The following is a 23,782-nucleotide window of genomic DNA, read 5'->3' as shown; positions in this document are numbered from 1 at the left end:
AAAGTCGTCGCGCTTCGTGAAGAACGACACGTAGGGGTCGCGAGGGTGTATGGGGCGCGTAGCCTCGTTACTTATGAGTACGACTGCCTCGGACCCGCTCGCCGCCCTCGCCGCTCTGCCGGGTGTTCCCGACTCCGTGGACTCGGTCCGCAAGGCCGTGGACCGGGTCTACGGCCACCGTGTGATGCGCCGCCGCAGCAACGAGGTGACCGCGGAGGCCGCGCTGCGCGGAGCGCGCGGTTCGGCGGCGCTGTCCGGTGCCGACTGGAACCTGGAAGAGGTGCGGCGGCGCACCGACTTCAGTGGCGACGCCGAGGCGCGGACGGTGGGCGCGGCGCTGCGTCTCACCGCCGAGGCCGGTCAACTCCTCTCCATCTGGCGGCAGTCGCCCCTGCGGGTGCTGGCCAGGCTGCACCTGGTCGCGGCCGGAGGCGCCACCCCCGACGACGCCGTGGGGCGGCCCCGGCTGGCCGGCGAGAGGGTCGACGAACCCCTCGTGGAGGCTCCCCTGCCGGGCGCCGACGAGGTGGCGGGGCGACTCGACGGGCTGTCGCGGCTCATCATCGACGGGAGCACCGCCCCCGCGCTGGTCACGTCCGCCATCGTGCACGGCGAGCTGCTCGCTCTGCGCCCCTTCGGCTCGTGCAACGGGCTGGTGGCCCGGACCGCCGAGCGCATCGTGCTCATCGGCAGCGGCCTGGACCCGAAGTCGATCTGCCCGGCCGAGGTCGGTCACGCCGAGCAGGGGCGTGCCGCGTACGTGGCGGCGTTCGAGGGATACATGTCGGGGACGCCGGAAGGGATGGCGGCCTGGATCGCGCACTGCGGGCGCGCGGTGGAGCTGGGCGTCAGGGAATCGACCGCCGTCTGCGAGGCGCTGCAGCGCGGCGCCGCCTGACGGCGCAGGGGTACGCGTGGCTCGGGCGGGGTGCCATGAGCCGAGGCGGTACCGGCATCTAGGGCTGGCGGTGGCACTGGCGTCAAGGCTGCGGCGGTGTCGGCATGGAGCGGTGCGGTGCCGGCATCAAGAGTTGCGGCGGTACCGGAACCGGTACCGCCGCTGGCACTTCCGCCGGGTTACCAAGCGTCCTCGAAATGTGCCCATCAGGTCGGGATCTTTGCCCGTCACCTGGTGCGGCTGGCCCGTAATCGACGGGTCGACGTCGCGTGGGTGCTCGGCTTCGGTGCTCGGTCCGTGGGGCCTTGCTGCGTGAAAGGTCATCCTCGCGGATGTCCCCGGTCTCGCGGGCCGTTGACTCCTTTGTACTCCTGGAGTGGGGTAAGCGGTACCCCGGGCTCCACTTCTTTACTTTCGCGTTCAATTACCCACCGGCCGCCCGCTGTCGACTCCCCGCGCCTCGCGCCCGTTTGCCGGATTGCCCGGTTCCGCGATTGCCCGGTTGTGCGCACGGAGGTCCGCACTGCGGGGTGGTTGTCAGACGGAGGCGGTGGCTGCCGCGCGTCGGCGCGTGGCGTACCAGACGAGACCCGCGGTGGCCGCCGCCGCTCCCACGGCTGCGGCGGCGACGAGTGCCGGACGCGGCGGCAGCGAGAAACTGGGCAGCCGCTGCTTGAGTCGCACCGGGCGGTTGAAGACGAGGATCGGCCACTGCCTCGCGCCGGCTTCGCGTCGCAGCGCCCGGTCCGGGTTCACCGCGTGCGGGTGGCCGACCGACTCCAGCATCGGGACATCGGTGGCGGAGTCGCTGTAGGCGTAGCAGCGGGAGAGGTCGTACCCCTCCGACGCGGCCAGTTCCTTGACGGCCTCGGCCTTGGTCGGGCCGTAGGCGTAGTACTCGACCTCGCCCGTGAAGCAGCCGTCGTCGCCGACGACCATCCGGGTCGCCACGACCCGGTCGGCGCCGAGTAGTTCACCGATGGGCTCCACCACCTCGGCGCCCGAGGTGGAGACGATCACCACGTCGCGGCCGGCGGCGTGATGCTCCTCGATGAGGGTGGCGGCCTCGTCGTAGATGATCGGGTCGATCAGGTCGTGCAGGGTCTCGGCGACGATCTCCTTGACCTGCGCCACGTTCCACCCCTTGCAGAGCGCGGAGAGATATTCACGCATCCCCTCCATCTGATCGTGATCCGCACCCCCGGCGAGGAAGACGAACTGTGCGTACGCCGTGCGCAGCACCGCGCGGCGGTTGATCAGGCCGCCTTGGTAGAAGGACTTGCTGAAGGCCAGCGTCGAAGACTTCGCAATGACCGTCTTGTCCAGGTCGAAGAAGGCGGCGGTGCGCGGCGAGAAGCGGTTTTCCACAAGGCTGAGCATAGGGGGCCTCCATTCGGCTCAAACTCCGGTGCGCGGGTTTGCCTGGCCAGGTGCTCGGGTACACCATGGAAGTCACGGATCGTTCGCGACCGTGCTAACCCGGTCCGACTCCTCCCCCCCCCGAGTCGGCCGTGGGGACGACCCCCGCTCTCCCCCCCGGCGGGGGTCGTCGCACGTCCGGGTGTGTTTTCCCCGGAATCACGCGCTTTTCCCCTCTCGCGCAGGCCCATCGCTCCGGCTGTGAGAGCGGCTGCGCCCAGCCTGACACGTAACTGTGTGTAGCTGAAAGGGTGCGCTCCGAATGTTCCCGTATCGAGTGACCGAGTTATTCACAACGTGAGAGTTGTCCACAGTTCTCCATCAAGATCCACATCTTTTTCCGTGAGATCGCATGGTGATTCCGCCCGCGAAGTCCGCGGGTTCCGGAATCACCTGTCCCGGAACTTCCGGGATCAGCGTGAACGGTGCTCAAGGAGCTGTGAGAAGGGGTGGAGATCGTGGCCCGATCCCTTGCGCGAGAAGGATTTCCGATCGCCGATGAGCGGTGCGGTGCGCCGATCGTCGTGACGGAGGACATTGATCTGCTCGACGATCTGCTGCGTCTCTGCGCGGCAGCCGGAGCGGAACCGGAGGTTCATCACGGAGTACCGGAGGACCGCGAGGTGTGGCGGCGGGCGCCGCTGGTCCTGGTGGGCGACGACGCGGTTCAACGGTGCCGCGGACTCGCGCGGCGCCGCGGGGTGATGCTCGTCGGACGGGGCCAGGACTCGCCCGATGTCTGGCGGCACGCGGTTGAGATCGGCGCCGAGCACGTGCTGAGGCTGCCCGATGCCGAGGGCTGGCTCATCGAGCAGCTCGCCAATGCGGCGGAGGGCGCGGGGCGCCCCGCGCTCACCGTGGCGGTGGTGGGCGGCAGGGGCGGCGCCGGTGCCTCGACGCTCGCCTGTGCGCTCGCGGTGACCGCCGCCCGGGCGGGACTGCGGACCACGCTGATCGACGGAGATCCGCTGGGCGGCGGCATCGACGTGCTGCTCGGCGGAGAGCGTACGGAGGGCCGGAGATGGCCCGACTTCGCCCATACCAGGGGCCGGCTCGGCGGTGGAGTCCTGGAGGGCTCGCTGCCCGCCCTGCACGGCCTGCGGGTGCTCAGCAGGGGGCGCGAATGCGGCGTCGTCGTGCCGCCCCAGGCGGTGCGTTCGGTGCTGGCGGCGGCCCGGCGGTTGGGCGGGGTGGTCGTCGTGGACCTGCCCCGGCAGGTGGACGAAGGCGTCGCGGAAGCCCTGTCCCAGTCGGACCTCGGTCTCCTGGTCGTGCCCGGTGAACTGCGCGCCGTGGCAGCCGCGAAATGCGTGGCGTCGGCGGTCGGCACGTCCCTCGACGATCTGCGGGTAGTCGCCCGGGCGCCGTTCGCCCCCGGGCTGGACGGCCCCTGGGTGGCCCGCGCGCTCGATCTGCCACTGCTGGGCGAACTCCCGGTGGAACCAGGTGCTTCGGCGCATCAGGACGGCATCCGTCCGCCGGGTTCGGGGCCGCGTGGTCCGCTCGCCCGCTTCTGCGCCGCGTTCTGGGAGAAGGCGTACGTGGGCGGCCTGCCCGTTCCCGCAGGAGGGGCGTCATGACCGAGGGACTGCTGGACGCCGTGCGGCAGCGGCTGGCACTCAGCGGGGAGGCGCCCACCCCGGCAGGCGTGGCCGCTGCCGTGCGGGCGCAGGGCCGGCTGCTCGGGGACGAGGAAATCCTGGGCGCCGCAGCCGAGTTGCGCGGTGAGCTGGTCGGCACGGGCGTGCTGGAGCCCTTGTTGGCCGATGCGGCCGTGACCGACGTCCTGGTCTCGGCGCCCGACCGGGTGTGGGTGGACCGGGGCGGCGGTCTGGAGCTGACCGGTGTCACCTTCCCCGATGCCGCGGCCGTGCGCCGGCTCGCGCAGCGCCTCGCGGCGGTGGCCGGTCGCCGCCTGGACGACGCGCGGCCCTGGGTGGACGCGCGGCTGCCGGACGGGACGCGGATGCACGCGGTGCTGCCTCCGGTGTCCGTCGGGTCGACCTGCCTCTCCCTGCGTGTCGTCCGCCCCCGGGCCTTCACCCTGGAGGAGCTGGTCCGCGCGGGCACGGTGCCACCCGGTGGAGACCGGATGCTGCGGAGCCTGGTGCGCGCCCGGGTCTCGTACCTCATCAGCGGGGGCACGGGCGCGGGGAAGACCACCCTGCTGTCGAGCCTGCTGGGCGAGGTCGGCCCGCACGAACGGATCGTGCTGGCCGAGGACTCGTCCGAACTGCGCCCGGATCACCCGCACGTGGTGCGCCTGGAGTCCCGCCCGGCCAACCAGGAGGGCGCCGGCCGGGTGACTCTCCGGGACCTGGTCCGCCAGGCGCTGCGCATGCGCCCGGACCGGCTGGTCGTCGGCGAGGTGCGAGGCGCCGAAGTGACGGACCTGCTGGCCGCGTTGAACACCGGGCACGAAGGCGGGTGCGGCACAGTGCATGCCAACGCGGCGTCGCACGTACCCGCTCGGCTGGAGGCGCTGGGGACGGCCGCAGGGCTCGACCGGCCTTCGCTGCACAGCCAGTTGGCGGCGGCACTTTCGGTCGTGCTCCACCTGGTCCGCGACCGCGAGGGACGACGGCGCCTCGCCGAGGTCCATGTGCTGGAACGCGGCTCCGACGGACTGGTGTTCACCGCGCCCGCGCTGATCGGCGGGCCGGACGGCTTCGTGCGGGCCCCCGGCTGGCAGAGGCTGGCCGCACTCGTCGGGGGTGCCTGATGGGAGGTGTGGTGCCCGCGTGCCCGACGTGGGGGGCGACGGCCTGTGCTGCCCTGCCGGCGGCCCTGCTGGTCCTGCTGGTCCTGCGCCGTGGCTCCGCCGGCACGGTGCGGGCGAGGTGCGCGGAAGTGGTGCGCCGCGCCTCGGGCCCGGGCGGCGGAGGAGGTGCGGACATCGGTGGCGCGGGCATCGGTGGCGCGGAGATCGGCGTACCGGCAGGGGTGGCGCGGAGCGCGGAGGTGCTGCGCGCGCGGGCGGGTGAGCTGCTGGGACGGTGGCGTGCGTGGTGGTGCGTTCCGGCTGCCGTGGCGCTCGCGATGTTCGGGGAATCGTGGTTGCCGCTGGTCGCGGGGGCGGTGGCGGTGCCACTGGTACGGCGATGGCTGCGCGGGCGGGACGAGCGGGCCGCGTGCGAGCGGTCCGACGAGGCGGTGGCGGCGCTGTGCGGTGCGGTCGTCGGCGAGTTGCGGGCCGGACGTGAACCGGGGCGGGCCTTGATCCGTGCTGTGCGGGAGACCCGAGGGCTGGGGGCGGCCGAGTCACCGGTGCTTGCAGCCGCCCGGTTCGGCGGCGACGTGCCCGCCGCACTGCACCGCGCGTCCCTGATGCCGGGGCTGGGGTCGCTGGCCGGGGTCGCGGCGTGCTGGCGGGTGTCGGTGGACGGCGGTGCGGGACTCGCGGCGGGGCTGGACCGCCTGGAAGGAGCGTTACGGGCCGAGCGCCGACGCCGGGAGGAACTGCGGGCGAGGCTCGCCGGAGCCTGGTCGACGGTGGTGGTGCTGGCACTGCTGCCGCTGGCTGGTCTGGGCATGGGCGCCGCCCTCGGGGCCGAGCCCCTCCGCGTTCTGTTGCACACCCCGGCGGGGCTGGTCTGCCTGGCGACCGGTCTGCTGCTGGAGGCAACCGGGCTCCTCTGGGCCGGGCGGATCGTGCGGGCGGGGGACACGGGATGAACGCGATGTCCGGGGCGGGCGCGATGCCCGGAGAAGTTGTCCACAGCCTGGGGGTCTGGCTCACGGCGTGCGTGGCGGCACTGTGCTCGGTGGTCTCGGTCGTCGGCACCCGGCGGAATCGGGACCGGTTGAGGAGAGGCGCGGCGCTCTTCGGAGGGGTGGACCGCGACACGGCTGCGACGAGGGCGGGGTGGGGGAAGCAGGCCTGTCCGGTCTCGGGAGTCGGGGGCGTCCCGGGGGTCCGGGAGGCCGCAGGGGTCCGTGCCGTGGTGACGCGGTGGGGAGAACCGGTCGGCGCGGGTCTGATGGTGTGGATCCTCGTCGAAGGTGCTGCCGGAGCCATGGCCGGTGCGGGGGTGGCCGCCGCGGTGTGGCACTTCCGGCGGACCGGACGGGCCCGTCGTTCGGGGGGTTCCGGGACGCCGACGGAGGACGAGCTCTCGGCCTCCCGGCAACTCCCGCTGGCGGCGGACCTTCTGGCCGCCTGCGTCTCCGCCGGTGCCGGTCCCCGGCAGGCCGCGGAGGCCGTCGGGGAATCGCTGCGGGGACCTCTCGGGGAGCGGCTGGTCCGCGCGGCCGTCGAGATCCGCCTCGGTGGCGATCCCTCCCTGGCCTGGGGCCGCCTCGGCGACATCCCCGGGGCGGGTCCGCTGGCCCGGTGCCTGGACCGGGCCGGTGAGACCGGTGCCCCGGCGGCCGAGCCGGTCGCCCGGCTGGCCGACGCCATACGCGCCGCCCGCGCCGACGCCGCCGTGGCGAAGGCCCAGCGCGCGGGCGTGCTCATCACCGCCCCGGTGGGGCTCTGCTTCCTCCCGGCCTTCCTGGCGGTCGGGGTGGCACCGGTGATCGTCGGTCTCGCGGGAGGACTTCTGCACGCCGGCTGAACCGGCCCCGCGGATCCATTTCCACATTTCAGGACCAACGGCGCGCCGCAGGTGCGCCGGTCATACGACCATGCCCGTCGAGGGCGGAACGAGGGCTGACATGAGCGCCGACATGGGTGTCGAAACGAGTGGGAACGTCGCGGACGGCACGCGCGGCGGAAGAGGGCGACGCGGCCGGCACACCGAGCGCGAGGCGGTGCGGCCGACTCGCCGCCGGTTCCGGGCCGTATGGCGGGCCCGGCGGGTTCGGTGGGCCCGGCGGTTCGGCGGAGCCGACCGGGGGATGACCACCTCCGAGTACGCCATGGGGACGATCGCGGCCTGCGCGTTCGCCGCCGTGCTCTACAAGGTGGTCAACAGCGGTGCGGTCCAGAACGCGCTGCAGTCGCTGATCGAGGGTGCGCTCGATGGCTCGTTCTGAGCGGGGCGACGAAACGGAACGCGAAACGGAACGGCGGTGGACCCGAACCCCCCGCCCCGGCGGGGACATGGGCTCGGTCACCGCCGAGGCCGCGATGGTGCTGCCGGTGCTGGTGGCCCTCGCCGTGGTGCTGGTCTGGGCGTTGGTGGCGGCCGCCGATCAGATCCGGTGCGTGGACGCGGCGCGGGCCGGCGCGAGGGCCGCGGCACGTTCGGAACCGGAGTCCGCGGTACGGGCTGCCGCCCGCGCCGCGGCCCCCGCCCGGGCCCTGGTCACCGTACGGAGGGAGGGCGCGCTCTGGCGCGTACGCGTGGAGGCTCCCACGCCCGGGCCGCGTGCCCTGGCCCTCACTCTGAGCGCCGAAGCGGCTGCCCTGGCCGAGGACACGGTGGGCGCCGGCCCCCCTGCGGATCCTGGTTACCCCGCGGATCCTGGTTCCGCTGCGGATCCCGGTTCCCCCGCGGCTCCTGGTTCCCCTGCGGATTCGGGTCCCGGTGCGGGTGTGGCTCCCGGGGATGTCCCGGAAGCCGGGGACAGGGCCGGAGGCGGGCGATGAACCGGCTCGTCGGCCGCCGCCGCGATCAAGGGATGGCGACCGTGTGGGTGGCCCTGACGGTGGCCACGCTCTGCTCGGTGTGCGCGGTGATCCTCGCATTCGGGCAGGCGGTCGCCGCCCGGCACCGTGCCGGTGGGGCGGCGGACCTGGCCGCCCTCGCCGCGGCCGACCGCGCGCTGGAGGGCCCCGGGGCCGCCTGCGCGGCGGCCCGGCGGGTGGCGGGTGCGCAGGGTGCCCTGCTGGTGCGGTGCTCGGTGCGGGGTGAGATCGCCGACGTGACGGCACGGGCGGTGTTCGGGCCGTACGCGCCGGAGGTCAGGTCCCGCGCGGGGCCTCCGGCGCTTCCGGGTCCGACGGGCCCGGGATCGGCGCCTCCGGGCCCGACGGGTTCCGGGGCGGCGCCTCCGGGCCCGACGGGTTCCGGGGCGGCGCCTCCGGGGCCGGCGGGTCCGCGGGGGCAGCCCTGAGGAGTTCGGTCAGCAGCCGAACCGCACCTCGCTTGTGGAGGGGCTCGTTGCCGTTCCCGCACTTGGGGGACTGGATGCAGGAAGGGCAGCCCGCCTCGCACTCGCAGGACGCGATGGCCTCGCGCGTCGCGGTGAGCCACGCGCGGGCGGTGTGGAAGGCGCGCTCGGCGAACCCGGCGCCGCCGGGGTGGCCGTCGTACACGAAGACGGTGGGCAGCAGGGTGTCCGGGTGCAGCGGGACGGAGACCCCGCCGATGTCCCAGCGGTCGCACGTGGCGAACAGGGGCAGCATCCCGATCGACGCGTGTTCGGCGGCGTGCAGCGCGCCACCGAGGATCTCCGGATTGATCCGGGCGGCGTCGAGCTGGTCCTCGGTGACGGTCCACCAGACGGCCCGGGTGCGCAGGGTGCGGGGCGGCAGTTCGAGCTTGGTCTCGCCCAGCACCTCTCCGGTGATCAGCTTGCGGCGCAGGAAGGAGACGACCTGGTTGGTGACTTCGACGGAGCCGTAGCAGAGCCGCCCGTCGCCCCAGGGGACGGTGGTGTCGGTCTCCAGGACCGTGATGGCGGTGGTGTCGCGGGCGTTCGTCGAGTACGGCGGACTCGCCTCCTCCACCAGTGCGACGGAGTCCTCCAGATCCAGCTTCCGGACCAGGTAGGTACGTCCCTGATGGAGGTGGACGGCGCCCTCGTGCACCGCGGTGTGGGAGGCGGCCTCGTCGACGGTGCCCAGCAGCCTGCCGGTGCCCTCCTCGACGATCTGCACCGGCCGGCCTCCCCCGCCCCGGATGTCGGTGAGGTCGGCGGCCCGTTCGCGGCGGGTCCAGTGCCAGCCGGCCGCCCGCTTGCGCAGCAGCTTCGCGGCCTCCAGCTGCGGCAGCAGCTCGGGCACGGTGGGTCCGAAGAGCGCGATGTCCGCTGCGGTGAGCGGAAGTTCGGCGGCGGCGGCGCACAGGTGGGGGGCGAGGACGTAAGGGTTGTCCGGGTCGAGGACGGTCGACTCCACGGGCTGCTGGAACAGGGCCTCCGCGTGGTGCACGAGGAAGGTGTCCAGCGGATCGTCCCGTGCCACCAGTACGGCCAGGGCGCCCTGCCCGGAACGGCCGGCACGGCCCGCCTGCTGCCAGAGGGAGGCCCGGGTGCCCGGGTAACCGGCGATGACGACGGCGTCCAGACCGGAGACGTCGATCCCCAGTTCGAGAGCGGTGGTGGCGGCGAGACCCAGGAGTTCACCGGAGTGCAGGGCGCGCTCCAGGGCGCGGCGTTCCTCCGGCAGGTAGCCGCCCCGGTAGGCGGCGACCCGTCGCGGCAGCGAGCGGTCGACCTCGCCCAGCCGCTCCTTGGCGATCACGGAGATGAGCTCCGCGCCGCGCCGGGAGCGCACGAAGGCGACCGAGCGGACGCCCTGGAGCGTCAGGTCGGTGAGCAGGTCGGCGGTCTCGGCGGTCGCGGTACGCCGCACGGGCGCACCTTTCTCGCCCTGCATCTCGGTGAGCGGTGGCTCCCAGAGCGCGAAGACCAGTTCGCCCCGGGGCGAGGCGTCGTCGGCGATCTCCTTGACCGGCAGCCCGGTGAGACGGCCGGCCGCGACCGACGGCTCGGCCGCGGTCGCGGAGGCGAGCAGGAAGACCGGATCGGAGCCGTACCGGGCGCACAGCCGCCGCAGTCGGCGCAGCACTTGGGCGACGTGCGAGCCGAAGACGCCCCGGTACGTGTGGCATTCGTCGATGACGACGAAGCGCAGAGCACGCAGGAAGGAGGCCCAGCGAGGGTGGGACGGCAGGATTCCCCGGTGCAGCATGTCGGGGTTGGTGAGGACGTAGTTGGCGTACTGGCGCACCCACTCGCGTTCCTCCACCGGCGTGTCGCCGTCGTAGACGGCGGGCCTGACCGCGTTGCCGAGCGGCGCGGCGAGAGCCTTCACCGACCGGCGCTGGTCGGCCGCGAGCGCTTTGGTGGGGGAGAGATAGAGCGCGGTGGTCGCACGTCCGTTCGGGGCCTCGGAGCCGTCGAGCAGCGTACTGAGCACCGGGGCGAGATACGCAAGCGACTTTCCGGACGCCGTGCCTGTGGCGATCACCACGGATTCGCCGTCGAGCGCGCTCTCGGCCGCGGCCGCCTGATGGACCCACGGATGGTCGATCCCGGCACGCCCGATCGCCGCGACGACTTCCGGGCGGATGCGATCCGGCCAGATGGCATGGGTTCCCGGTCGTGGGGGCAAGTGCTCCGTATGAGTGATGCGCGCGGCCCGGCCCGTCCCTGCGGCGAGTCGGTCGAGGATCATGTCGGGGGAGGGGCGGGAGTCTCCGCTCTCGGCGGGTCCGCTGGGGCGGTGATTCTTGGCCATCGGCACCGAGTGTGTCACTGGCGTGACGGACAATGGTCCCAAGGCGTCGTGCATGGCTGCTGGTAAGTGATTGAATGCCATCGCGGCTGGCGATCCGTCCCCTGGCTCCGTCGGGGAGACCGAGGGGCGACCGCTCGATAGCAAGGTGCTGGAGGATCCGTGGACCTGTCCCTGTCGACTCGCAATGTGTCCGGCCCTGGTGGCGACCGTACGGTCGTCGAGGTCGGTGGCGAGATTGATGTGTATACCGCGCCCAAGCTGCGCGAGCAGTTGGTCGAGTTGGTGAATGACGGCAGTTACCACCTGGTTGTCGACATGGAGGGCGTCGACTTCCTCGACTCCACCGGCCTCGGCGTGCTGGTGGGCGGCCTGAAGCGTGTCCGGGCCCATGAGGGCTCGCTGCGCCTGGTCTGCAACCAGGAGCGCATTCTCAAGATCTTCCGGATCACGGGCCTGACCAAGGTGTTTCCGATTCACACCACGGTCGACGAGGCTGTCGCCGCCACCGACTGACGTCGGAGCGGCCCGCCGGCCCCGGTCGGCGGACCGTGGACGGCCCGGGCGGCAGCAGCCGTGCCGGGCCGCGCTGAGCAGGCGGTCGACCCTGGGTCGGCCGTCCGCTCCGTGGGCTCCCGGAGGAGACACAGGGGTACGGGCGCCACGCCCGGGCCTCTGAGACGCACGCCCTACGTTCGAGGGGGATCTCATGGCCACCGTTGAACTCCGCTTCAGCGCACAGCCTGAACATGTCCGGACGGCCCGCCTGGTGGCAGCCGCTGTGGCACGCCGGGCCGGCGTCGACGAAGCGGTGCTCGACGAGGTCAGACTCGCGGTGGGCGAGGCGTGCAGCCGGGCTGTGGGGCTGCACCACGCTCATGGCATCGACACCCCGGTGGCCGTGGTGCTGACGGACGAGGAGAAGTCGTTCTCCATCGAGGTCGGCGACGACGTGCCGGGTCCCGGCAGCGAAGCCGGGAACGCCGTTCCCGGCGCCCGCCGGGCCTCGCCTGCCGTGCCGGTGGGACTCGACGACCCCGAGCCGGAACCGGACGGTGAGGGTGAGGACGAAATGGGCCTCGCCGTCATCAAGGGCCTGGTCGACGATGTGGAGGTCCGGTCGGGGGTGAACGGCGGCGTGATCCGTATGACCTGGCCGACCGCGCCCGCGGTGGTCTTTCCCTGAGCGTTTCCCGGCCGGTTTCTTCCGGTTCCGGGGTGCCTTCGGGTTCCTGGGTGCCTTCGGGCTGCTGAGGCCGGGAAGTGTTGCGCCTGTGCGCCTGTGCGTTTCCTCGGTCCGTGAGTCGCGCCGGACCGGTGGTCGGCCGAGGCGTCGTTCCGGGCTGCCCGCAGACTGCTGCCGGCCTGCCGCCCGTCGCTTCACTCACCCTCGCCGGCCGCGCGCTGGATGAAGCCCGCCGCGAGGCCCGCGGAACCCTCGGCGGCGCCACGCGCCGCCCCGGCGAACGCCTGGCACACCGCTGGCGGCCCCTCGGCGCGTCCTCTGGCTCAAAAGTGACGCATATTCACATCAGATGGGACAAACGTCGCTGATGGACCGTCGGCCAGTTGTGGCGAAGCGTGGGGTCCGGGGGTGAGGATCTCATCCGTTCGGGTGAAGGTGGGAGTGCGTTCCGAGGGGCGCTTCCGCTGGTCGGCGCGGGCGTGCGAGGTGAGTTGAATCTCCCCTGTCGCTCTTGATGCAAATGGCTTCAAAACGGTACATACCCGGAGACCGGGGCCCGGTTGTCGCCCACTTGGCGTGTAAGTTCCGGGGCCGAGAGCCTTGGAAGGGACCGATCCGGTGAACAAGAAGCTTGCGGCCGCACTGTCCGGTGGCGCGGTACTCGTACTGACGCTGACGGGTTGCAGCGACGACAGCAACGACGAGGTCAACGACTGGGCCAAGAAGGTGTGCGACCAGATCCAGCCGCAATTGCAGAAGATCGCGGACGCCAATACCGCCATCCAGGAGCAGACCGCGGACAACAGCCAGCCGGCCGACGTGCAGCGGACCGACTCGGCCGCCTTCCAGCAGATCTCGGAGGCGTACAAGGCGCTCGGCTCGGCCGTCGACTCGGCCGGTGCCCCGCCCGTCGACGACGGTGAGGCCACGCAGCAGGAGGCGGTGAAGGGGCTCAACGCCTCCTCAGAGGCGTACGCGAACCTCAAGACCAAGGTGGACGCGCTCGACACCGAGGACCAGGCGAAGTTCGCCGACGGTCTCAAGGACATCGCCGACGAGCTGAAGAACATCAGCAGCAGCGGCGCCAACGCGCTGAACAAGCTGCAGTCCGGCGAGGTCGGGAGCGCGATGGCCAAGCAGGACAGCTGCAAGAGCCCTTCCGCTTCGGCCTCTCCCGGTTCGGGCGCCCCGGCCTCCTCGGCCAAGGCCTCGTAGCCGGCGGCGGCGACGCCACTCGTACCGACGACGGCGGCGGCCCGGTCACCCCTCCTCGGGGGCCGGGCCGCTGCCGTTGTCGGTGGGAGCGGCGACAATGGGTGCGTGAGTACGAAGAGCCCCTCAGCACCGACGAGCCCCACGGGGCCCCGCCTTCCGCGGTCCGAGCACGTTCCCGCACTCCGCGAGGCGCTGCTCGCGGCCGCCTTCACCGCGGACGGGCTGCTGGACCTGCTCGGCGCACCGGCCTACGCGGCGCTGGCACGCGCCGAGACGGTTCCCGCGCTGCGCGCGACCCGGGGCGACACCGCGCTCGACACGCTGGTGCGGCTCTTCCTTCTCCAGCGCGGCGTTCCGGTGGAGCGGGCGAAGGCCGCCCTTCCGCTCGCCGTCTGCCTGGAGGACGGCTGGGTGCGGGAGGAGGGCGGCGAGGTGCGGGCGACCGTCGACGTCCGCCCGTACGGCGGCCCCGAGGGCCAGGACTGGTTCATCGTCTCCGACCTCGGCTGCGCGGTCGGCGGCGCGGGCGGCATCGGATCGCACGAGGAGGGGGTCGTCCTCGGTGTGGGGGGCGCGTCCACCACGCTCGCCGGAATCACGGTCCGTACCCCGGTGGCCTCCGCCCTCGACCTGGGCACGGGCTCCGGTATCCAGGCGCTGCACGCGGCGCAGCACGCCACGCGGGTCACCGCGACCGACCTCAACCCGCGCGCCCTGGACTTCACACGGCTCACCCTCGCCCTCTCCGGCGCCGCGCCCGCCGATCTGCGGGAGGGCTCCCTCTTCGAGCCGGTGGCCGACGAGACGTACGACCTGATTGTCTCGAACCCGCCGTTCGTCATCTCGCCCGGCGCCCGGCTCACCTACCGCGACGGGGGCATGGGCGGCGACGACCTCTGCCGCACCCTGGTCCAGCAGTCGGGCGACCGGCTGAACGACGGCGGGTACGCCCAGTTCCTCGCCAACTGGCAGCACGTGGAGGGCGAGGAGTGGCAGGACCGGCTCCGTTCCTGGGTGCCGGAGGGCTGCGACGCCTGGATCGTGCAGCGCGAGGTGCAGGACGTCACGCAGTACGCCGAGCTCTGGCTGCGCGACAGCGGTGACCACCGGGCCGATCCGGACGAGTACACCGCCCGGTACGAGGCGTGGCTCGACGAGTTCGAGGCGCGCGGGACGACGGCGGTCGGATTTGGCTGGATCACGGTGCGCAAGTCAGCCGCGGCCGCTGCGGGCGATCCGTCGATCGTCGTGGAGGAGTGGCCGCACACCATCGAGCAGCCGCTCGGTCCGGCCGTCCTCGCCCACTTCGCCCGCCAGGACTATCTGCGCGCCCAGGACGACGCCTCGCTGCTCGCGGGCCACTTCACCCTCGCCGAGGAGGTCGTGCAGGAGCAGGTCGGTCTGCCGGGCGCCGAGGACCCCGAGCACGTGGTGCTCCGTCAGCACCGGGGGATGCGCCGGGCCACCAAGGTGGACTCGGTGGGCGCCGGGTTCGCGGGTGTCTGTGACGGTTCGCTGCCCGCCGGCCGCATTCTGGACGCCATCGCCCAGTTGATGGGGGAGGACCCGGTGCTGCTGCGGGACCGTACCCCGGCGGCGATCCGGCTGCTGGTCGAGGAGGGCTTCCTGGAGCCGGTGCAGCCGGCGGCGGGCGGGGCGGGGCGCACGGCCTGAGCGTCCCGCGCGCCCTGCGCGTCCCGTACGGCCTGAGCGCCTTGCGCGGCAGCGTCCGGCGCACGGGTCTGAGCAGGGCGTATCCGCGGCGAGCGGGTGCGCCCCCTGGTGCGGTGCGGTACGCCTCCCGGTGCCGTGCGGGCCGCTTTCCGGTGCCGTGCGGGCCGCCCACCGGGGCCCGAGGGGCGCTGTTCACCCGGGGTTCGTGTGGCCGACGTCCGGGGGTGGCAGCCTCCCCCCTGCGCGTCCTGGGGGCGAGCCGGTCCCGGTCGGGTCCGGCCGACCGGGGCGGCCCGGTCCGTCGGCGGACCAGGACGGGGGTACGGAGAGATGGAGAGCGGGCCGGCGGTTTTCGCGGGATCGGTCTTCGCGCTGTTCGGCGCCGCGCTCCTGGTCTGGACGGGGGCGCGTACCGCTCGTCGCGCGCCGGTGGCCCATGGCGTGAGCCCCGTCCCCGCCGCCGTGCTCTCCACGTTCTTCGGCCTGCTCTTCCTCGTCCTCGGCGTATGGGTCCTCCTCCGCGCCTGATCGAAGCGGGTGCGGTCGAATCCGGTGCGGTCGAGTCCGGTGCGTCGGGGCCTCCGGGATCCGGCCCGTCGACCCGCGCGTCCCGTGTCCGGCACACCTGTTCACGTTCTCTTCGCTCTCCCTCCGCACCCTCTCCGCACTCCTTCGCGCCCCTTCCCCGGCGCCCCGAAACCCGCAGGCAGCCGCCGTACGCAGTGCGGAACGGACAGTCCGGGCGGCAGGAATGCCGGAAGTCGGGTTACCGTTCGAGTGGCCGTTGCGGGCTTTTGCCGTTTGACACGGGGGCGGGTTGTACCGTCACACTCCGCAGCGACAGCACCGCCAGTGGCTCATCGCCGCCGCGTGGATGCGCATCGAGTGCCGACCGGAGAGAAGAGCGAAGTTGTCCCCGACCAGCGAGACCGCACAGGGCGGCCGCCGACTCGTCATCGTCGAGTCGCCTGCCAAGGCGAAGACGATCAAGGGCTATCTCGGCCCCGGATACGTCGTCGAGGCGAGCGTCGGGCACATCCGCGACCTCCCGAACGGCGCGGCCGAGGTTCCCGACGAGTACACCGGTGAGGTCCGGCGGCTCGGAGTCGACGTCGAACACGACTTCCAGCCCGTATACGTCGTCAACGCGGACAAGAAGGCCCAGGTCAGGAAGCTCAAGCAGCTGCTGGCCGAGTCCGACGAACTCTTCCTCGCCACCGATGAGGACCGCGAGGGCGAAGCCATCGCGTGGCACCTGCAGGAAGTCCTGAAGCCCAAGGTCCCGGTCCACCGGATGGTCTTCCACGAGATCACCAAGGACGCGATCCGGGCCGCCGTGGCCAACCCGCGCGAGCTCAACCAGCGCATGGTCGACGCCCAGGAGACCCGCCGCATCCTCGACCGCCTCTACGGCTACGAGGTCTCGCCGGTCCTGTGGAAGAAGGTCATGCCCCGGCTGTCGGCGGGCCGTGTCCAGTCCGTCGCCACCCGGCTCGTCGTCGAGCGGGAGCGCGAGCGCATCGCCTTCCGTTCCGCCTCCTACTGGGACCTCACGGGCACCTTCGCCACCGGCCGCACCGGTGACGCCTCGGACCCGTCCACCCTGACCGCCCGCCTCAGCGCGGTCGACGGGCGCCGCGTCGCCCAGGGCCGCGACTTCGGTGCGGACGGGCAGCTGAAGGCCGCGTCCGGCCAGGTCATGCACCTGGACGAGACGAACGCCCGCGCCCTGGCCGCCGCCCTCGCCGACTCCGCCTTCGCGGTCCGCTCGGTCGAGTCGAAGCCGTACCGCCGCTCGCCGTACGCCCCGTTCCGTACGACCACCCTCCAGCAGGAGGCGAGCCGCAAGCTGGGCTTCGGGGCGAAGGCCACCATGCAGGTCGCGCAGAAGCTGTACGAGAACGGCTTCATCACCTACATGCGTACGGACTCCACGACCCTCTCGGACACGGCGATCTCCGCCGCCCGGGCGCAGGTCACGCAGCTCTACGGCGCGAACTATCTGCCGGAGAAGCCGCGCGTCTACGCGGGCAAGGTCAAGAACGCCCAGGAGGCGCACGAGGCGATCCGCCCCTCCGGCGACCGCTTCCGCACCCCGGCCGAGACCGGGCTGACCGGCGACCAGTTCCGTCTGTACGAGCTGATCTGGAAGCGGACCGTCGCCTCCCAGATGAAGGACGCGGTCGGCAACTCGGTCACCGTCAAGATCGGTGGCCGGGCGAGCGACGGCCGGGACGCCGAGTTCTCCGCCTCCGGCAAGACGATCACCTTCCACGGCTTCATGAAGGCGTACGTCGAGGGCGCCGACGACCCGAACGCCGAGCTGGACGACCGCGAGCGCCGGCTGCCGCAGGTCGCCGAGGGCGACGCGCTCTCCGCCGAGGAGATCACCGCCGACGGCCACTCCACCAAGCCGCCGGCCCGCTACACCGAGGCCTCGCTGGTCAAGGAGCTCGAAGAGCGCGAGATCGGCCGTCCGTCGACGTATGCCTCGATCATCGGGACGATCCTCGACCGCGGTTACGTCTTCAAGAAGGGCACGGCGCTCGTCCCGTCGTTCCTCTCCTTCGCCGTCGTCAACCTGCTGGAGAAGCACTTCGGCCGGCTCGTCGACTACGACTTCACCGCCCGCATGGAGGACGACCTCGACCGCATCGCGCGGGGCGAGGCCCAGTCCGTGCCGTGGCTGAAGCGTTTCTACTTCGGCGCGAGCGAGGACAACGCCGGTGCCGGTAAGGCCTCCGACGCGGGCAACGGCGACGGCGACCACCTCGGCGGCCTCAAGGAGCTCGTCACCGACCTCGGCGCCATCGACGCCCGGGAGATCTCCTCGTTCCCCGTCGGCAACGACATCAAGCTCCGTGTCGGCCGGTACGGCCCGTACATCGAGCGCGGCGAGAAGGACTCCGAGGGTCACCAGCGCGCGGACGTCCCCGACGACCTGGCGCCGGACGAGCTCTCCGTCGAGTACGCGGAGGAGCTGCTCGCCAAGCCGAGCGGCGACTTCGAGCTGGGTGCCGATCCCGTCTCCGGCAACCAGATCATCGCCAAGGACGGCCGGTACGGCCCGTACGTCACCGAGGTGCTGCCCGAGGGCACGCCGAAGACCGGCAAGAACGCGGTGAAGCCGCGGACCGCCTCCCTCTTCAAGTCGATGTCGCTCGACACGGTGACGCTGGCCGACGCCCTCAAGCTGATGTCGCTGCCGCGCGTCGTCGGCGAGGACGCGGAGGGCGTCGAGATCACCGCGCAGAACGGCCGCTACGGCCCGTACCTGAAGAAGGGGACGGACTCGCGGTCGCTCACCTCCGAGGACCAGCTCTTCGACATCACCCTCGACGAGGCCCTCGCCATCTACGCGCAGCCCAAGCAGCGCGGCCGGGCCGCCGCAAAGCCGCCGCTGAAGGAACTGGGCACCGACCCGGTCAGCGGTGCGCCGGTGGTCGTGAAGGACGGGCGCTTCGGCGCCTACGTCACCGACGGCGAGACCAACGCGACGCTGCGCACCGACGACAGCGTCGAGACGATCACGCCGGAGCGCGGGTACGAGCTGCTCGCCGAGAAGCGCGCCAAGGGTCCCGCCAAGAAGAAGACGGCGAAGAAGGCACCCGCGAAGAAGGCCACCACCGCGAAGAAGGCCCCGGCGAAGAAGACGACGACCGCGGCGAAGAAGACGACGGCGGCCAAGAAGACGACGACCGCCGCGAAGAAGACGACCGCCGCCGCGAAGAAGACCACGGCCGCGGCGAAGAAGGCGACCAGCTCCGCCTCCTCTTCCTCGGCGACGCCCACGGAGGACTGAACCGGGCGTGCGGGCCGCACCGCACCCCGCGACACGCGCGACCGCCGCCCCCGGTTCTTCGGCCGGGGGCGGCGGACGTGTGTCCGGGTCCCACTCCCGCAGGGGTGGATTTCGGACGCTCCGGGGAGGCGGCGGAGGCGGTTCGCGGCCGGGCTCCCGGCCATGACTTCCGGGAGCGCCGCACGGTCGTATGTTCGGCCGGGGCGACGGCGACCGTACGGCTGCCGATAGGCTGGACGGATGACGCGAGCCGAGCAGCCAACGGTCGTGAGCCCCCCCTCCGACACACTTGCCGCAGACTCACGCGAGCGCGCCCTACGGGCTCTGTTGCGCATCCAGCCGCTGAAGCGGTTGTGGAGCGCCCAGCTCGTCGGCGGGATCGGCGATGCACTCGCCTTCCTCGTGCTGGTGCTGCTGTCGTTGCAAGCGGCGGTCGCCGAGGGCTCATTCGGCACCGGATACCGCGGGGCGGCCTTCGCCGTCGCCGCCGTCTTCGGTGTCCGGATCTTTTCCACCGTGCTCTTCGGAGCCGTACTCCTGGGGCCGCTGACGACGCTCACGACCCCCGGCGGATTGCTCGACCGGCGATGGCTGATGATCGGCGCCGACGGGCTGCGGCTCGCGCTGCTGGTCGTCGCGCCGCTCTGGATCGACTGGACGCCCGACAACGCGCTCCTGATGATCCTGATCACCGTCTTCCTGGCCGGAGCCGGGGAGCGCCTGTGGTCGGTGGCGAAGGAGAGCGCGGCTCCCGCGCTGCTGCCGGTCCCGCCGATCGAGGGCGCGGCCGTGCGCCCGCTCCCCGACCACCTGGACGCGCTGCGCCGGCTCTCCCTGCGCACCGGCTTCCTCGCGGTGCCCGCCGCGGCGGTGGTCCTGCTGGCCGCCACCCTGGTCGGCAACCTCCTGGGCGCGGGGCTGGACTGGTTCTCGCTGCACCAGGCGGCTCTCGGCTCGTACGTCGCGGCCGGGCTGTTCTCCGCCTCCATCTCGACCCTCTACTTCCTCGAACTGCCGGGACTCCCCACGCCCCGGCCGCGTTCGCCGCTGGAGGGGCTGCGCCGCCCGGCCGCCGGAACGGACGGGACCGGTGCCGACAAGGGCCGTACCGGTGCGCTCCGGCTGATGGTCGCCGCCTGCGCGGCCGTCGCCGGGGCGATCGCCGCGGCCGCCGGTGCCGCCGTGCTCCAGGCCGCCGACCTGGGCGGCGGGCCCGCGACGTACGCCCTGCTGATCCTCGGACTGACCGGCGGCACCGCCCTCGGCATCCGTACCGCCGTGAAGGTGCTGCCCGCGCTCTCGCGGCGCCGGCTGCTCGCCCTCGCGCTCGCCCTCACCGGCGTGGCGCTGCTGGTGCTCGGCCTGGTGCCGGACACCGCGACCGGGCTGATGATCGCCCTGTTCGCCGGGTACACCGCCGGGATCGCCGCGCACACCGGCCACAGCCTGATCGACCAGGAGACCGAGGAGTCGCGTCGGGCCAGGACCACCGCGCACCTCCAGGCGGTCGTCCGGGTGGCCGTCGCGGTCGGTGCGGTCGGCGGCCCGCTGCTGGCCGCCGCGTTCGGCCGGCACCGCCTCGTCGCCGGAGACTTCGTCTTCGCCCACGGCGGCGCCGCCTTCGCCCTGATGCTCGTCGGCGCCCTGCTGCTGCCCGTCGCCGCGCTCGTCCTCGCCAAGACGGACGACCGCGCCGGGGTCCCGCTCCGGCGCGACCTGCGGGAGGCACTGCGCGGCGGCGACCCGGCCGTCGCACCCGCCGCGACCGGCTTCTTCATCGCCCTGGAGGGCGGCGACGGCGCCGGGAAGTCCACCCAGGTCGAGGCGCTCGCCTCGTGGATCCGGTCCAAGGGCCACGAGGTCGTCGTGACCCGCGAACCGGGGGCCACCCCGGTCGGCAAGCGGCTCCGTTCGATCCTCCTCGACGTGTCCTCGGCGGGACTCTCGAACCGCGCCGAAGCCCTGCTGTACGCCGCCGACCGCGCCGAGCACGTCGACTCCGTCGTCCGCCCGGCCCTGGAACGCGGCGCGGTCGTCATCTCCGACCGCTACATCGACTCCTCCGTCGCCTACCAGGGCGCGGGCCGGGACCTCTCGGCCGTCGAGATCGCCCGCATCTCGCGCTTCGCGACCAGCGGCCTCGTGCCGCACCTGACGGTGCTGCTGGACGTCGACCCCGCCACCGCGCGGGAGCGGTTCACCGAGGCGCCGGACCGGCTGGAGTCCGAGCCGCCGGAGTTCCACGCCCGGGTGCGTTCCGGCTTCCTGATGCTCGCGGCGGCCGACCCGGTGCGGTACCTCGTCGTGGACGCGGGCCAGGAACCGGCGGCCATCACCACCGCCGTGCGCCACCGGCTCGACCGGGTCCTGCCGCTCTCCGAGGCCGAGATCAAGGCCCAGGAGGAGGCGCGCAGGGCGGCCGAGGAGGAGGCCCGGCGCAAGGCCGAGGAAGAGGCCGCCCGCAAGGCGGAGGAGGAGCGGCTGGAGCGCGAGCGCCAGGCGCAGCTCGCCAAGCTCCGCGCCGAGGAGGAGGAGCGCAAGCAGCGCGAGCTGGAGGAGGCCCGCCAGGCCGAGGCCGAGCGCCAGGCCGAGGAGGCCCGGCAGCGCGCCGAGGAACTCCGCCTCCGCGAGGAGGAGGACCGGCGCCGCCGCGAGGCCGAGGAGAAGGCGCGCGAGGCCGAGCAGGAGCGGCTGCGCCTCCAGGCCGCCGAGGAGGCCCGGCTCCGCAAGGAGGCCGAGGCGCTCCGGCTGGAGAAGCAGCGCAAGGCCGAGGAAGCCCTGGTGCGTGCGGAGGAGGCCCGCCGCCGCACCGAGGAGGAAGCCGCCGAGCGTGCGGCGACCGAGGCCGCCGCACGGGCGAAGGCGGAGGCCGCGGCCCGTGCCGAGGCCGAGCGGGTCGCCGCCGAGCGTGCGGAGGCCGAGCGGATTGCCGCCGAGCGTGCGGAGGCCGCCCGGAAGGCGGAGGCGGCGCGTGCGGAGGCCTCGCGTCCGGTGCGGGACCCGTGGACGAAGTCGGGTTCGGTGGGTGCGTCCGGTGCGTCCGGCGGCTCCGGTGCTTCCGGGGACGACCTGACGGTGCCGACGCCGGTCGTGAACCCGAACGAGGTCACCCAGCAGGTCCCGAAGGTGCGGCCCACGGAAGGGGAATCGGACTCTTCCTCGGGCTCCTCGGGCTCCTCGGGCGGTTCGGGCTCTTCAGGGGGTTCGGCCGGTTCGCGCGGGGCGAAGGGGCAGGCGGGGTCGTCGGAAGGCGACGAGACCACCGTGCTTCCGGCGTACCGCGAGGAGGCGGACGAGACCACCGTCCTTCCGGCGTACCGCCCGGAGGCGCCGGCCGACCGTGTTCCCCGGGGCATCTTCCGGGACGAGGACCCGGCGCCCTCCGCAGCGGAGAGCGAGACCGAGCGGACCCGCGAGCTGCCGCAGATCAGCGGCGACCCGGCGGCCGACCGGGCCGCGTACGAGCAGCAGAGCCGTCCGCGCCGGCCGCGTCCGGACTGGGCCGAGGAGACCCCGCTGGACGATCTGCCGACGCTCGCCGACGAGCTGCTCGGCGGACATGACGACGACGAGGACGGGTTCGGCGGCCGGCGGCGCCCGCGCCGCTGAGGACCGCCCCCGCCTGCCCCGCCGTACGCGTACGACGGCATCGGCCGCCCCCGGACCGGACCCCCGGACCGGGGGCGGACGTGTGCGGCGGGTCCGCCGTACGCGACGTGTGTACGTGATCCTCGCCCCGGAATCCGTACGGCGTCGGGATTGTCGGTGGGGTCCCCCACAATGGAAGCGCGCGGTACTCGGCGCGCAGCTGCGCCTCCGGTCATCGTCACCGCAGGACCGCAATCACCGCAGGACCGCACGACACCACCGGAAGGGCGGTGACCATGTCCGTATGGGACGACCTGGTCGGTCAGGACCGGGTGCAGGAGCAGCTCTCGGCTGCCGCCCGTGACGCCGACGTCCTGGTCACCGCGACGGCCCAGGGCGAGCCCGTGCCCCCGGGCTCGAAGATGACGCACGCCTGGCTGTTCACCGGACCGCCCGGTTCCGGCCGGTCCACCGCCGCCCGGGCCTTCGCCGCCGCCCTCCAGTGCACCAGCCCCGACCGGGCCATGGGCGGGGCCCCCGGCTGCGGGTTCTGCGACGGCTGCCACACCAGCCTCATCGGTACGCACGCCGACGTCGAGGTGATCCGCACGGACCTGCTCTCCATCGGTGTGAAGGAGACCCGTGAGCTGGTGCGCCGCGCCCAGCTCTCGCCGGCCGTGGGCCGGTGGCAGGTCATCGTCCTGGAGGACGCCGACCGGCTGACCGAGGGCGCCGGGAACGTCCTGCTGAAGGCCGTGGAGGAGCCCGCCCCGCGCACGGTGTGGCTGCTCTGCGCGCCGTCGCTGGAGGACGTGCTGCCCACGATCCGTTCCCGCTGCCGTCACCTCACGCTGGGCACGCCCCCGGTGGAGGCGGTGGCGGACGTCCTCATCCGCCGCGACGGCATCGACCCGGAGCGCGCGCACTCCGCGGCCCGCGCCACCCAGGGCCACATCGGCCGCGCCCGCAGGCTCGCGACGGACGAGCGGGCGAGGGCCCGCCGGGCCGCCGTGCTCAAGGTCCCGCTGCGCGTCGCGGACGTGGGCGGCTGCCTCAAGGCGGCGCAGGAGCTGATCGACACGGCCGCCGAGGACGCCAAGCAGGTGGCCGAGGAGGTCGACGTCAAGGAGACCGAGGAGATGAAGGCGGCTCTCGGCGCGGCCGCGGGCGGCCGGATGCCGCGCGGCACGGCGGGCGTGATGAAGGAGCTGGAGGACAAGCAGAAGCGACGCAAGACGCGTACCCAGCGCGACAGCCTCGACCTCGCCCTCTCCGACCTCACCGGCTTCTACCGCGATGTGCTGGCCCTCCAGATGGGCTCGCGGATCGCCCTCGCCAACACCGACGCGCAGGACGCGCTCGACCGGATCGCCGAGTCCTCGGCGCCCGCGCAGACCCTTCGCCGTATCGAGGCGGTGATCGCCTGCCGCCGCGCGCTCGACCGGAACGTGGCGCCGCTGCTGGCGGTGGAGGCGATGACGATGGCCCTGCGCGCTGGCTGACGTTGGCCCTGCGCGCGGGCTGACATTGGCCCTGCGCTGGTGACGTCGGCCCTGCGCCGCGGGCTGGCGACGGTGCTGTGCGGCTGACGCCGGCTCTGCGCGCGGGCTGAGGGCGCGGGTCGGCGGGAGCGTTCCTCGTACTTCGCGC

Annotated in this window: 17 protein-coding genes and 1 pseudogene; 16 read left to right on the top strand and 2 right to left on the bottom strand. The window is 73.0% G+C overall.

Features of this window, described 5'->3' with window-relative positions; translation table 11 throughout:
• The first annotated feature begins 73 nt into the window (after positions 1 to 73).
• Positions 74 to 898 carry an oxidoreductase gene (locus ACWCWD_RS02915; RefSeq protein ID WP_450769766.1) on the top strand — a complete coding sequence of 275 codons (825 nt, stop codon included), beginning with the start codon at positions 74 to 76 and terminating at the stop codon, positions 896 to 898.
• A gap of 537 nt (positions 899 to 1,435) precedes the next feature.
• On the opposite strand, the gene ACWCWD_RS02910 is transcribed toward ACWCWD_RS02915, so the two are convergent.
• Positions 1,436 to 2,278, bottom strand: coding sequence for an HAD family hydrolase (locus ACWCWD_RS02910; RefSeq protein ID WP_450769765.1), 843 nt, complete (start codon positions 2,276 to 2,278; stop codon positions 1,436 to 1,438).
• A 563-nt stretch (positions 2,279 to 2,841) separates the two neighbouring features.
• Here ACWCWD_RS02910 and ssd point away from each other — a divergent pair.
• From ssd to ACWCWD_RS02875, 7 genes and pseudogenes are all read left to right on the top strand, one after another.
• Positions 2,842 to 3,897, top strand: coding sequence for a septum site-determining protein Ssd (gene ssd / locus ACWCWD_RS02905; protein ID WP_450769763.1), 1,056 nt, complete (start codon positions 2,842 to 2,844; stop codon positions 3,895 to 3,897).
• Positions 3,894 to 5,039, top strand: coding sequence for a TadA family conjugal transfer-associated ATPase (locus tag ACWCWD_RS02900; protein ID WP_450769762.1), 1,146 nt, complete (start codon positions 3,894 to 3,896; stop codon positions 5,037 to 5,039). Before ssd ends, ACWCWD_RS02900 begins: the two co-directional genes overlap by 4 nt.
• Positions 5,040 to 5,050: 11 nt before the next feature.
• Positions 5,051 to 5,992 (top strand): type II secretion system F family protein, encoded by a 942-nt coding sequence (locus ACWCWD_RS02895; RefSeq protein WP_450769761.1) that lies wholly within the window; start codon positions 5,051 to 5,053, stop codon positions 5,990 to 5,992.
• A 5-nt stretch (positions 5,993 to 5,997) separates the two neighbouring features.
• Positions 5,998 to 6,876, top strand: coding sequence for a type II secretion system F family protein (locus ACWCWD_RS02890; RefSeq protein WP_450770346.1), 879 nt, complete (start codon positions 5,998 to 6,000; stop codon positions 6,874 to 6,876).
• Between the two features lie 196 nt (positions 6,877 to 7,072).
• Positions 7,073 to 7,297, top strand: coding sequence for a DUF4244 domain-containing protein (locus tag ACWCWD_RS02885; RefSeq protein WP_450770345.1), 225 nt, complete (start codon positions 7,073 to 7,075; stop codon positions 7,295 to 7,297).
• On the top strand, positions 7,284 to 7,853 hold the full coding sequence (locus tag ACWCWD_RS02880) for a TadE family type IV pilus minor pilin (protein ID WP_450769760.1): 570 nt from the start codon (positions 7,284 to 7,286) through the stop codon (positions 7,851 to 7,853). Before ACWCWD_RS02885 ends, ACWCWD_RS02880 begins: the two co-directional genes overlap by 14 nt.
• Positions 7,850 to 8,128: pseudogene (locus ACWCWD_RS02875) on the top strand (Rv3654c family TadE-like protein); the annotation flags it as partial. The gene ACWCWD_RS02880 and the pseudogene ACWCWD_RS02875, both read left to right, overlap by 4 nt.
• Positions 8,129 to 8,168: 40 nt before the next feature.
• Here ACWCWD_RS02875 and ACWCWD_RS02870 read toward each other — a convergent pair.
• Positions 8,169 to 10,751 carry a DEAD/DEAH box helicase gene (locus tag ACWCWD_RS02870; RefSeq protein ID WP_450769758.1) on the bottom strand — a complete coding sequence of 861 codons (2,583 nt, stop codon included), beginning with the start codon at positions 10,749 to 10,751 and terminating at the stop codon, positions 8,169 to 8,171.
• A 78-nt stretch (positions 10,752 to 10,829) separates the two neighbouring features.
• Here ACWCWD_RS02870 and ACWCWD_RS02865 point away from each other — a divergent pair, with 78 nt between their 5' ends.
• The 8 genes from ACWCWD_RS02865 to ACWCWD_RS02830 all read left to right on the top strand — a co-directional run bounded on the left by ACWCWD_RS02865 (position 10,830) and on the right by ACWCWD_RS02830 (position 23,634).
• Positions 10,830 to 11,183 carry an STAS domain-containing protein gene (locus tag ACWCWD_RS02865; protein ID WP_003967428.1) on the top strand — a complete coding sequence of 118 codons (354 nt, stop codon included), beginning with the start codon at positions 10,830 to 10,832 and terminating at the stop codon, positions 11,181 to 11,183.
• A gap of 193 nt (positions 11,184 to 11,376) precedes the next feature.
• On the top strand, positions 11,377 to 11,853 hold the full coding sequence (locus ACWCWD_RS02860) for an ATP-binding protein (RefSeq protein ID WP_450769757.1): 477 nt from the start codon (positions 11,377 to 11,379) through the stop codon (positions 11,851 to 11,853).
• Between the two features lie 618 nt (positions 11,854 to 12,471).
• Positions 12,472 to 13,068: a small secreted protein gene (locus ACWCWD_RS02855; RefSeq protein WP_450769756.1), complete on the top strand. Its 597-nt coding sequence runs from the start codon at positions 12,472 to 12,474 to the stop codon at positions 13,066 to 13,068.
• 192 nt (positions 13,069 to 13,260) lie between these two features.
• Positions 13,261 to 14,742 carry a DUF7059 domain-containing protein gene (locus ACWCWD_RS02850; protein WP_450770344.1) on the top strand — a complete coding sequence of 494 codons (1,482 nt, stop codon included), beginning with the start codon at positions 13,261 to 13,263 and terminating at the stop codon, positions 14,740 to 14,742.
• Between the two features lie 330 nt (positions 14,743 to 15,072).
• The gene (locus ACWCWD_RS02845; protein WP_450769754.1) at positions 15,073 to 15,270 is read left to right on the top strand and encodes a hypothetical protein; all 198 of its coding nucleotides are present in this window, start codon (positions 15,073 to 15,075) and stop codon (positions 15,268 to 15,270) included.
• Between the two features lie 382 nt (positions 15,271 to 15,652).
• Positions 15,653 to 18,544 carry a type I DNA topoisomerase gene (topA, locus tag ACWCWD_RS02840; protein ID WP_450769753.1) on the top strand — a complete coding sequence of 964 codons (2,892 nt, stop codon included), beginning with the start codon at positions 15,653 to 15,655 and terminating at the stop codon, positions 18,542 to 18,544.
• 240 nt (positions 18,545 to 18,784) lie between these two features.
• Positions 18,785 to 22,153, top strand: coding sequence for a dTMP kinase (gene tmk / locus ACWCWD_RS02835; protein ID WP_450769751.1), 3,369 nt, complete (start codon positions 18,785 to 18,787; stop codon positions 22,151 to 22,153).
• 275 nt (positions 22,154 to 22,428) lie between these two features.
• Positions 22,429 to 23,634 (top strand): DNA polymerase III subunit delta', encoded by a 1,206-nt coding sequence (locus tag ACWCWD_RS02830; RefSeq protein ID WP_450769749.1) that lies wholly within the window; start codon positions 22,429 to 22,431, stop codon positions 23,632 to 23,634.
• The last annotated feature ends 148 nt before the right edge of the window (positions 23,635 to 23,782 follow it).

This window comes from Streptomyces sp. NPDC001493 (assembly GCF_053597235.1).
Note: the sequence above shows the minus strand (reverse complement) of the source record. Positions and strands in the feature narration are given on the sequence as shown.